Source organism: Pseudomonas sp. Leaf434, assembly GCF_001425545.1.
In the GTDB taxonomy this organism is placed as follows: Bacteria; Pseudomonadota; Gammaproteobacteria; order Pseudomonadales; family Pseudomonadaceae; genus Aquipseudomonas; species Aquipseudomonas siliginis.
On record NZ_LMQZ01000002.1, the window covers coordinates 1 to 11,430 of the forward strand.

The window sequence follows — 11,430 nt, forward strand, 5'->3', positions numbered from 1 at the left end:
TAGATCGTTCTTTAAAAATTTGGGTATGTGATAGAAAGATAGACTGAACGTTACTTTCACTGGTAACGGATCAGGCTAAGGTAAAATTTGTGAGTTCTCTTARTTGAGAAATTCGAATTTTCGGCGAATGTCGTCTTCACAGTATAACCAGATTGCTTGGGGTTATATGGTCAAGTGAAGAAGCGCATACGGTGGATGCCTTGGCAGTCAGAGGCGATGAAAGACGTGGTAGCCTGCGAAAAGCTTCGGGGAGTCGGCAAACAGACTTTGATCCGGAGATGTCTGAATGGGGGAACCCAGCCATCATAAGATGGTTATCTTGTACTGAATACATAGGTGCAAGAGGCGAACCAGGGGAACTGAAACATCTAAGTACCCTGAGGAAAAGAAATCAACCGAGATTCCCTTAGTAGTGGCGAGCGAACGGGGACTAGCCCTTAAGTGGCTTTGAGATTAGCGGAACGCTCTGGAAAGTGCGGCCATAGTGGGTGATAGCCCTGTACGCGAAAATCTCTTAGTCATGAAATCGAGTAGGACGGAGCACGAGAAACTTTGTCTGAATATGGGGGGACCATCCTCCAAGGCTAAATACTACTGACTGACCGATAGTGAACTAGTACCGTGAGGGAAAGGCGAAAAGAACCCCGGAGAGGGGAGTGAAATAGATCCTGAAACCGTATGCGTACAAGCAGTGGGAGCAGACTTTGTTCTGTGACTGCGTACCTTTTGTATAATGGGTCAGCGACTTATTTTCAGTGGCGAGCTTAACCGAATAGGGGAGGCGTAGCGAAAGCGAGTCTTAATAGGGCGTCTAGTCGCTGGGAATAGACCCGAAACCGGGCGATCTATCCATGGGCAGGTTGAAGGTTAGGTAACACTGACTGGAGGACCGAACCGACTACCGTTGAAAAGTTAGCGGATGACCTGTGGATCGGAGTGAAAGGCTAATCAAGCTCGGAGATAGCTGGTTCTCCTCGAAAGCTATTTAGGTAGCGCCTCATGTATCACTGTAGGGGGTAGAGCACTGTTTCGGCTAGGGGGTCATCCCGACTTACCAAACCGATGCAAACTCCGAATACCTACAAGTGCCGAGCATGGGAGACACACGGCGGGTGCTAACGTCCGTCGTGAAAAGGGAAACAACCCAGACCGTCAGCTAAGGTCCCAAAGTTATGGTTAAGTGGGAAACGATGTGGGAAGGCTTAGACAGCTAGGAGGTTGGCTTAGAAGCAGCCACCCTTTAAAGAAAGCGTAATAGCTCACTAGTCGAGTCGGCCTGCGCGGAAGATGTAACGGGGCTCAAACCATACACCGAAGCTACGGGTATCAYCTTMGGRTGATGCGGTAGAGGAGCGTTCTGTAAGCCTGTGAAGGTGAGTTGAGAAGCTTGCTGGAGGTATCAGAAGTGCGAATGCTGACATGAGTAACGACAATGGGTGTGAAAAACACCCACGCCGAAAGACCAAGGTTTCCTGCGCAACGTTAATCGACGCAGGGTTAGTCGGTCCCTAAGGCGAGGCTGAAAAGCGTAGTCGATGGAAAACAGGTTAATATTCCTGTACTTCTGGTTATTGCGATGGAGGGACGGAGAAGGCTAGGCCAGCTTGGCGTTGGTTGTCCAAGTTTAAGGTGGTAGGCTGAGATCTTAGGTAAATCCGGGATCTTAAGGCCGAGAGCTGATGACGAGTKWYCYTTTRGRWSACGAAGTGGTTGATGCCATGCTTCCAAGAAAAGCTTCTAAGCTTCAGRTAACCAGGAACCGTACCCCAAACCGACACAGGTGGTTGGGTAGAGAATACCAAGGCGCTTGAGAGAACTCGGGTGAAGGAACTAGGCAAAATGGCACCGTAACTTCGGGAGAAGGTGCGCCGGTGAGGGTGAAGGACTTGCTCCGTAAGCTCATGCCGGTCGAAGATACCAGGCCGCTGCGACTGTTTATTAAAAACACAGCACTCTGCAAACACGAAAGTGGACGTATAGGGTGTGACGCCTGCCCGGTGCCGGAAGGTTAATTGATGGGGTTAGCTAACGCGAAGCTCTTGATCGAAGCCCCGGTAAACGGCGGCCGTAACTATAACGGTCCTAAGGTAGCGAAATTCCTTGTCGGGTAAGTTCCGACCTGCACGAATGGCGTAACGATGGCGGCGCTGTCTCCACCCGAGACTCAGTGAAATTGAAATCGCTGTGAAGATGCAGTGTATCCGCGGCTAGACGGAAAGACCCCGTGAACCTTTACTATAGCTTTGCACTGGACTTTGAATTTGCTTGTGTAGGATAGGTGGGAGGCTTTGAAGCGTGGACGCCAGTTCGCGTGGAGCCATCCTTGAAATACCACCCTGGCAACTTTGAGGTTCTAACTCAGGTCCGTTATCCGGATCGAGGACAGTGTATGGTGGGTAGTTTGACTGGGGCGGTCTCCTCCTAAAGAGTAACGGAGGAGTACGAAGGTGCGCTCAGACCGGTCGGAAATCGGTCGTAGAGTATAAAGGCAAAAGCGCGCTTGACTGCGAGACAGACACGTCGAGCAGGTACGAAAGTAGGTCTTAGTGATCCGGTGGTTCTGTATGGAAGGGCCATCGCTCAACGGATAAAAGGTACTCCGGGGATAACAGGCTGATACCGCCCAAGAGTTCATATCGACGGCGGTGTTTGGCACCTCGATGTCGGCTCATCACATCCTGGGGCTGAAGCCGGTCCCAAGGGTATGGCTGTTCGCCATTTAAAGTGGTACGCGAGCTGGGTTTAGAACGTCGTGAGACAGTTCGGTCCCTATCTGCCGTGGACGTTTGAGATTTGAGAGGGGCTGCTCCTAGTACGAGAGGACCGGAGTGGACGAACCTCTGGTGTTCCGGTTGTCACGCCAGTGGCATTGCCGGGTAGCTATGTTCGGGAAAGATAACCGCTGAAAGCATCTAAGCGGGAAACTTGCCTCAAGATGAGATCTCACTGGAACCTTGAGTTCCCTGAAGGGCCGTCGAAGACTACGACGTTGATAGGTTGGGTGTGTAAGCGCTGTGAGGCGTTGAGCTAACCAATACTAATTGCCCGTGAGGCTTGACCATATAACACCCAAGCAATTTGCTGACCTGAAAAGGCTTCTTGACGACCATAGARCRTTGGAACCACCTGATCCCATCCCGAACTCAGCAGTGAAACGATGYATCGCCGATGGTAGTGTGGGGTTTCCCCATGTGAGAGTAGGTCATCGTCAAGATTRAATTCCGAAACCCCTGTCTGCTAACGCAGACAGGGGTTTTGTCATTTAAGCGTGTACGAAAGATCAGGCTGTTCTTCGGATCCTGGTGCTGCGTCTTGCCTGCCACTTGCGCCACCAGATATAAACCCCCGTCCCTGACAACCCCGCAATCAACACACCCAGTACCGCGATCATTACCTGCCCTGTTACCCCGATGATCCGTCCCCCATGTATGGGCAACTGGAGTCGATAGAACTGCTCTCCGAGCGTGCCCTGTCCCGCGATCTCCTGTCCCAATAATCGGCCATCGGTACCGTGAAAGAACAACCAGGATTTACCGTGAGCGTCCGTATCGTGCTGTCCAAATCCTGCGCCGTAGAAGTTGTACTCAAAGCTGTAATACAACTCGCCGATCGCGGCCGTCAGTCCTAATCGTTCCCCTTCCTGCAATGCCCTTTCGTACGCCTGTTGATAACTCAACTGTGTCGTCCCCAGTTGATTGGCGGGCATTCGTCCTCTGGCTTCATAAACGCTCGGCTCGATGGGCGAAAACAACGAAACCGCAGGCTTGAACACCTGGCTCGGCAAGTTCATCGCCACGCTGCTGACGGCGATCGGTAACAGCAGCAGCCACAACCACAATCCTCCGGCGCGATGCAGATCGAAGTTCAAGCGGTAGGCATGCCCGCCTTTGACCTTCCACGCAGTTGCCCACTTCTTCCAGAAGGGCTTGCCGCGCGGCAAGGTCAGGAACAATGCGACAAAGCAGTCGATCACCCACGCGATCGCCACCCCACCCATCAACAGCAATCCCCAGTTACCGGGCAATGTCAGGTTGTAATGAAACTCCAGAATGAACGGGATGAAGTTCTCTCGTTGAAAACAGCATTCACCCCAGTAGCGCGCGCCTTTTTGCTCCGCGCTGATCGGGTCCAGATAGAACACCTGATTGCGCTCATCGAACGGCTGGCCCGTCGCCGGATCTTTACGCGGAACGGCCGCCAGCAGCGCCGTATGCCCCGCCTCCTGCGGATACTCCATGTACCAGACTTGCAGTTTCGGATGCGCTGTCTGCACTGCATCTACCAACGCGCCCGGCGACAAGCGCTCACCCACTGACGTCGCCTCGTAGAACTGCGGATTCAGCCACTCGTCCAGTTCGTGATTGAACGCCAGCACACTGCCGGTCAGCCCGGCCAATAATAAAAACGTCGCAGTGGCCAAGCCAATGTACCGATGCAACAAAACCAGAAACGCACGCATACAAAACACCCCGAAGAAACGACAAAGCCAGCCCCTGATATCAGGGGCTGGCTTTTTTATGCACAGAACAATGCTTTAGAACTGATAGCTGACGGTCGCCGCTACGTTGCGTTCTTCGCCCATGTAGCAGAAGTTGAGGCTGGCGCAGGACGCGACATAGGATTCATTGGTCAGGTTGTTCGCGTTGAGCCGTACATCCACACCCTTCAAGCCGACCTTGCCCAGGTCATAACCAATCGAGGCATCGAACAGCGTGTAAGACGGCACCTTCATCGTGTTCTCCGCATCGGCCCAGCTGTAGCCGACATAGCGCACCCCACCACCCAGGCGCAGCCCATCAAGTGCGGCGCTGTCGAACTTGTAGTCAGCCCACAGCGAGGCCATGTGGCGCGGCGCCTGAGTCGGCGAGTTGCCCTTGTTCTCGATTACATCGGTCGGCGTGCTCAAGGTGCTGATCATCGATCTGGAATATTCGATATCAGTGAAGGTGTAACTGCCGAGCACTTTCAAGTTATCGGTCAGTTGCATGTGCGCTTCCAGCTCCAGACCTTGCGAGCGCACAGCGCCGACCGCGCGATAGAAGTTTTCCTGCGGCAGTTTGGTCGCGAGGTTTTCCTGGTCGATGCGGAACAGCGAGGCGGTGAACAGGTTATCGGTGCCCGGCGGCTGATACTTCAAACCGACTTCCCACTGTGTGCCATCGGTAGGGGCGAGTGGATTACCGGCGCTGTCGGCATAGGAGTTCGGGTTAAACGACTCGGAGTAGCTGATGTATGGCGCCAGACCGTTATCAAACAGATATAAAGCGCCGGCACGCCCAGTGAGTTTCGTGCGCCGATCATTGATCTCTGTACCAACCGGACGCCCCGCTTCGGCGATGCGGTTTTCATCGGATGTCTCGACCCAGTCCTGACGCAGGCCCAGCGAGAAGCGCCACTTGTCCATCTCGATCAGGTCTTGCAGGTACACACCGGTCTGTTCGAGGCGACGCAGATAGCTGGTGTCGCCATACATTTCGATCGCCGAGTTGCCGTATACCGGATTGAACGCATTGATCGGCGCCAGTCCACCACTGGTCCAGTCGACCACGGTTTTGCGCCGTTGATAATCCGCGCCCATCAGGACTGTGTGCTTGGTCGCGCCGGTGAAGAATTCGGCCTGCAGCATGTTGTCGACGATAAACGCATGCAGGCGCTCATCACCGCCGGTGTAATAACGGTTCAGTTCATTGCTGGTCGGAGTGGTCCAGCCATAGGCGTAGACCTGATCCATGTTCACTTTGGAATCGAGATAACGGAAATTCTGCCGCGCCGTGAAGACATCGTTGAAGCGATGTTCGAACTGATAGCCAAACGACTGCTGGTCACGGGAGTAGCCATCGATCCCCGGCTCGCCCTCGAAGAAGCGCGGCGAGATGCGCTCGCTATTGCGCTGATGGACTGTGCCGTCCGCCGGAACGCCGCCGTGATAGCCGCCGTCCGGATCGTGCTGCAGATAGGCTTGCAGAGTCAGCGAGGTGTCTTCGCTGAAATCGACGCTCAGCGTCGGCGCAAGGGCGAAGCGTTTTTCCTTGTTATGGTCGAATTGCGTGTCGGACTGATCGCTTAGTCCGGTCAGACGATAGGCAATGCGCTTGTCGTCATCGACCGGACCGCTGAAGTCAAAACCAACCCCACGCTGGCCTTGCGTCCCCACTGTCGCCTGCACCTGATGGTAGGCCTCATACAACGGCTTTTTGCTGGTCAGCGCGACCAGACCGCCGGGCGAGCTACGGCCGTACAGCACGGACGACGGGCCTTTGAGAATGTCCACACGCTCAAGGAAATACGGATCGACCTGCATGGTGCTGTAGGTGCCGCTGTCGCCCATCGACTTGAGGCCGTCGAGGTAGATGTTGTCCACCGAGCCGTCGTTGAAACCGCGCATCGCCACGTAGTCGTAACGGTGCGTAGCGCCATACGGGTTGGTCAGCACGCCCGGGGCGTAGCGCATCGCTTGCGAGACGGTCTGCGAGCCTTGGTCATCCATTTGCTCGCGCGTGACCACCGATACGCTTTGCGAGGTTTCCAGCAATGCGGTACTGGTCTTGGTGGCGATCTGGCTGTGCGTGGCGTTGTAGCCGGCCATGCTGCCCAGCGCGTTGCCGAGGGCAAAACCTTTGATATCAGTGGTCGGCAAGGCCAGAGCTTCGCTTTCAGCGAGTGGGCGCAGAATGTAGCTGCTGCCGTCCTGGCTGACGGCTTCCAACCCTGAGCTGCCGAGCAAATGGCTCAAGGCCTGGTCGGTCGAATATTCACCCTGCACGCCGGGTGATTGCTGACCTTGAGTCTGTTGCGGTGTCATCGCCAGGGTGATACCGGCCTGCCGGGCAAACTGATTCAACGCCTCGCCCAATGGCCCGGCAGCAATGTTGTAGCGGTGGCTGATCTCGGTGCCGGTGTTGGCGGCCAGACTCAGGCTCGGTAACACGCTGACGCCCAGCGCGGTGGTCAGCAGTGCCGCCCGAACCGCATGGCGCAGCAGTGTCGATTCTGCAGTGAAATTCAGAGGGTTCTTACAAGTGGCGCGGACAGTCATTGTGGATTTCCGTAGGCAGTCGCGGGGGCTGAGTTGAAGTGCTTACTGACTAAGCCGGACTGTCTGCGAAAACCCGCCAAAAAATGTTCAGACCGCACGCTCCAGAGTCACCCACCAACGGGTGCGATAACGCAATTGCACCGGCAGCGTCTGCGGCAGGACCGCCAGCAGCCTGTCGGTGTCCTCCAGACGGAACACCCCAGAGAGGCGCAAGTCTGCGATATCCGCCGCGCAACTCAGAAACCCCGGGCGATAACGGGCGACTTCAGCAAGAAAATCACCCAGGCGCATATTGCGCGTGACGATCAAACCGTCGAGCCAGGCGCCCGCATCCATATCCGGCGTCGGCGCTGCGCGCAAACCGCTTTGGTCGACCAGAAAACTTTGCCCGGCGAGCGCTTCGAGGGAATGACCGCCAGCGCGAACCAACACTCGGCCGCGGGTAACGCTGAGCCGCGTGCACTGATCGTCCTGACGCAAAATGAAACGCGCGTCGAACGGTTCATAACTCCCGTGGCGATTCTGTACGCGCAGCGGTCGATCGGATGCCGCGCCTTCGTCAGAGCCGCCGCAGGTAACGATGATCTCGCCACGGGTCAGTTTGATCAGGCGCTGCTGCGCGGTGTAATCCAGGTCCACGGCGCTGGCGGTGTTGAGTTCGATCCGCGTGCCGTCGGGTAACTGGAAACCGCGCCGTTCGCCGGTCGCCGTCGCGTAGTCGGCGCGCCATTGCTGCCAGGCGGCGCTGTCCTTGGCCAGCCATGCGGCGGAGCCCATCAACAGCGCGCCCGACAACAACTTCAAAGCCTGGCGTCGGCCCAATCCCTGCGCACTGTTTTCCAAGGTATTGAAAGCGACCTGCGCGCCCGGCACGGCGCGCAGACTGGAACTCAATTCGGCTTGCAGCGACTGCACCCGCTGCCAGGCGATTTCATGTTCGTGATGCTCGGCGCGCCACTGCTCGCATTGGCGAGTCAGCCGCGAATTGCCGTGGTTATTGCGCAGCCGCAGCAGCCAGTGAATCGCTTGCTTGACGACGTGTTGGCGCGGCTCGACGCGGCGACCGAGTGAGAGATTATCCACAGGCATCAGCTTTCATATCGCAACACATAGCAGTGATACAGCGCATCGGCGACATATCGTTCCACTGAACGTACCGACACGCCCAACTGCTCGGCGATCTGTTTGTGAGTCAAACCTTCGCACTGCGCCAGGAGAAACGCCTGACGCACTTTCGGCTTCAAACCCTCAAGCATGCGCGCAATGCTTTCCAGCAGTTCCAGCACCAACGCGCGCGATTCGGCGTCAGGTACTTCGCCTTCAGGCAAATGAGCAATGGTTTCCAGATAGGCCCGCTCGATTTCCTCGCGACGCCAATGATCGATCACCAGGCCGCGCGCGATGGTCCGCAGGAAAGCGCGAGGCGCTTTGAGTTCGAGGCGTTCAGTACGTTGCAGCAGGCGCAGGAAAGTGTCCTGAGCCAGATCCGCCGCATCCGCTGCGTTGCCCAGCCGCGCGCGCAGCCAGGCATTGAGCCAGCCGTGATGACTACCGTAAAGCGCCTGTACGACCAACTCAGGTGAAGACATGACACGCCAGCCCGAACGTCACAAATGATAATTAGTCGCATTGTCATCAAGGGTTACAGATTTTGCAACCGTCGCCCCTATGGCGGTTGTGAAAAATTCCATCGCAGCCGCTCTGGCACGCCGTCCGGCGGGAATCCTGTCCAGAAAGCGTCCATTTCTCACGCGCCCCTAAGATTTCTCCGCCGTTGGCCGACAGACTGGTGAGAAATGCGTGCACCAAAGTAGAGCGGCCAGAAGAACGCTGCCTGCGCTGTACATGGAATGTTGCAACCGGAACGCATCCCCACTTTTGGCATAAGAAGTCCCATGAAATGAATCTCAAGTTCAGCCATAAAATCCTCCTGGCCGCTTCGGGCGTCGTCGTCCTGGCGTTCGCGTTGTTCACGCTCTACAACGATTACTTGCAGCGAAACACCATTCGCCAGAATCTGCAGTCCTCTGTGCAGCAGGCCGGTGACCTCACCGCCAGCAGCGTGCAGAACTGGATGAGCGGACGGATTCTGGTGCTGGAAAACCTCGCGCAGAACGTTGCCCATCAAGGCAGGAATGCCGACTTGCCGGGCCTTGTCGATCAACCGGCCTTCACTTCGAACTTCCAGTTCACTTACGTCGGCCAGGCCAACGGTGTCTTCACCCAACGCCCCGATGCGAAGATGCCGGACGGTTACGATCCGCGTCAGCGGCCTTGGTACAAGCAGGCCGTGGCCGCCGACAAAACCATGCTGACGCCGCCGTACATGGCGGCAGTCGGCGGCTTGGTGGTGACCATCGCCATGCCGGTGAAGAAGGACGGTGAATTGCTCGGTGTGGTCGGTGGTGACCTGAGCCTGGAAACCCTGGTGAAGATCATCAACTCGGTGGACTTCGGTGGCCTCGGCCATGCGTTTCTGGTCAGTGCTGACGGTCAGGTGATCGTCAGCCCGGACAAAGACCAAGTGATGAAAAACCTCAAGGACATCTACCCGAACACCAGTGTGCGCATCGAGAAGGGCAACCAGAATGTCGTGCTCAACGGTCAGGAGCGCATTCTCTCGTTCACCCCGGTCAGCGATCTGCCGAATGCGCAGTGGTACATCGGTCTGTCGATCGATCGCGACAAGGCCTACGTCGCTCTCAGCCAATTCCGCACCTCGGCGTTGATCGCCATGTTTGTCGCGGTCGCGGCGATTGCTTTGCTGCTGAGCCTGTTGATCAACGTGTTGATGCGTCCGCTGACCACCATGGGCCGCGCGATGAAAGACATCGCCCAAGGCGAGGGCGATCTGACCCGGCGTCTGGTGGTCGAGAGCAAAGACGAGTTCGGTGAACTGGGCAGCGCGTTTAACCAGTTCGTTGAACGGATTCACGCATCGATTTCCGAAGTGTCGTCGGCGACTCGTCACGTTCACGACTTGTCGCAACGGGTGATGGCGTCGTCCAACGCTTCGATCGTCGGTTCCGACGAGCAAAGTGCGCGCACCAACAGCGTGGCGGCGGCGATCAATCAGCTGGGCGCCGCTACTCAGGAGATCGCGCGCAACGCGGCGGATGCTTCGCAGCACGCCAGTGGCGCCAGCGAGCAAGCTGACGACGGTCGTCAGGTGGTCGAGCAAACCATTCAGGCGATGACCGAGCTGTCGCAGAAAATCAGCCTGTCGTGCACACAGATCGAAACCCTGAACGCCAGCACCGACAACATTGGCCACATTCTCGATGTGATCAAAGGCATCTCGCAGCAGACCAACCTGCTGGCGCTCAATGCTGCCATCGAAGCCGCACGTGCCGGTGAAGCCGGGCGCGGTTTTGCCGTGGTCGCCGATGAGGTGCGCAACCTTGCGCATCGCACCCAGGAATCGGCGGAAGAGATCCACAAGATGATCACCTCGCTGCAGGTCGGCTCGCGTGAGGCGGTCAGCACCATGAACGCCAGCCAGGCGTCAAGCGAGCAGAGCGTGGAAGTGGCGAATCAGGCCGGTCTGCGTCTGGTCAGCGTGACTCAGCGTATCGGCGAAATCGACGGTATGAACCAGTCGGTGGCAGCTGCGACTGAAGAGCAGACTGCGGTGGTGGAAACTCTCAACGTCGACGTCAACCAGATAAACCTGTTGAACCAGCAGAGCGTGGCCAACCTCAACGAAACGTTGAAGGATTGTGATGCGTTGTCGCAGCAGGCGAACCGGTTGAAGCAGTTGGTCGACAGCTTCAAGATCTGATTCACAGATCGCAGACCGCGTTATCGTTCTTCGCGAGCAGGCTCGCTCCCACAGGGAAAATGCATTCCAAATGTGGGAGCGAGCCTGCTCGCGAAAGCGGCGGTTCAATCACCGCCAAACCGATGCCTTAAACAAACAACTTCAAGACATTGCCCATCGCATCATCGGCAAACCCCTGCACGAAATCCCTGAATCCCGGCAACGCCTCTTCTCCGCCGGAAGCTGGTTCAGCAATGATCGTCCAGGTCGCTCGCGACTTCCCTTCGCTCAGCGATTCCACCTGCATTGCCGCCCACAGATTCGCCACCCCCAGGGTGTTGTAAATCGTCGTCCAGGTCATGCGCTGTGCCTGTTCATCGCGCGAGTTGAGTTGTTCGACCACGACGTTGCCGTCCTTGAAGATTTTCTTGCGCAGCGAAGACACGCCCTCGCCGGTCATTTCGGTGTGTGACAGCGCCGGAATGAATCGATCGAAGCCGGCGAAATCGCCGACGACCGCCCAGACTTGTGCCGCGTCCGCCGGCACTTCCACCGACGACACAACGTGGCAGCCTTGCGGGTTTTTGATCAGTGTGTCGGGTTGCAGATTGCTCATGGTGTTGCTCCTTTTGGA

At 56.7% G+C, this 11,430-nt stretch carries 6 protein-coding genes, 2 rRNA genes and 1 pseudogene; 4 read left to right on the top strand and 5 right to left on the bottom strand.

From position 1 onward, the window contains the following. The first annotated feature begins 168 nt into the window (after positions 1-168). Positions 169-3,062, top strand: a 23S ribosomal RNA gene (locus tag ASG55_RS12000). A 36-nt stretch (positions 3,063-3,098) separates the two neighbouring features. After that, a 5S ribosomal RNA gene (gene rrf, locus ASG55_RS12005) occupies positions 3,099-3,214 on the top strand. 66 nt (positions 3,215-3,280) lie between these two features. Here rrf and ASG55_RS12010 read toward each other — a convergent pair. From ASG55_RS12010 to ASG55_RS12025, 4 genes are all read right to left on the bottom strand, one after another. Beyond that, positions 3,281-4,459 (bottom strand): PepSY-associated TM helix domain-containing protein, encoded by a 1,179-nt coding sequence (locus ASG55_RS12010; protein ID WP_056786877.1) that lies wholly within the window; start codon positions 4,457-4,459, stop codon positions 3,281-3,283. A 75-nt stretch (positions 4,460-4,534) separates the two neighbouring features. Further along, positions 4,535-7,036 (bottom strand): TonB-dependent siderophore receptor, encoded by a 2,502-nt coding sequence (locus tag ASG55_RS12015; RefSeq protein ID WP_056786880.1) that lies wholly within the window; start codon positions 7,034-7,036, stop codon positions 4,535-4,537. Between the two features lie 87 nt (positions 7,037-7,123). Beyond that, the gene (locus ASG55_RS12020) at positions 7,124-8,125 is read right to left on the bottom strand and encodes a FecR domain-containing protein (protein WP_056786883.1); all 1,002 of its coding nucleotides are present in this window, start codon (positions 8,123-8,125) and stop codon (positions 7,124-7,126) included. Continuing rightward, positions 8,125-8,625 carry a sigma-70 family RNA polymerase sigma factor gene (locus ASG55_RS12025; RefSeq protein ID WP_041479723.1) on the bottom strand — a complete coding sequence of 167 codons (501 nt, stop codon included), beginning with the start codon at positions 8,623-8,625 and terminating at the stop codon, positions 8,125-8,127. The genes ASG55_RS12020 and ASG55_RS12025 overlap by 1 nt, the downstream gene beginning before the upstream one ends. A 311-nt stretch (positions 8,626-8,936) precedes the next feature. On the opposite strand from ASG55_RS12025, the pseudogene ASG55_RS27615 reads away from it, so the two are divergent. Beyond that, positions 8,937-9,962, top strand: a pseudogene (locus ASG55_RS27615) (HAMP domain-containing protein); the annotation flags it as partial. 69 nt (positions 9,963-10,031) lie between these two features. Then, on the top strand, positions 10,032-10,817 hold the full coding sequence (locus ASG55_RS27620; RefSeq protein ID WP_370593577.1) for a methyl-accepting chemotaxis protein: 786 nt from the start codon (positions 10,032-10,034) through the stop codon (positions 10,815-10,817). Between the two features lie 127 nt (positions 10,818-10,944). Here ASG55_RS27620 and ASG55_RS12035 read toward each other — a convergent pair whose 3' ends face one another. Next, entirely contained in the window at positions 10,945-11,412 is a 468-nt protein-coding gene (locus tag ASG55_RS12035) for an SRPBCC family protein (RefSeq protein ID WP_056786888.1), read from the bottom strand. Between the last annotated feature and the right edge of the window lie 18 nt (positions 11,413-11,430).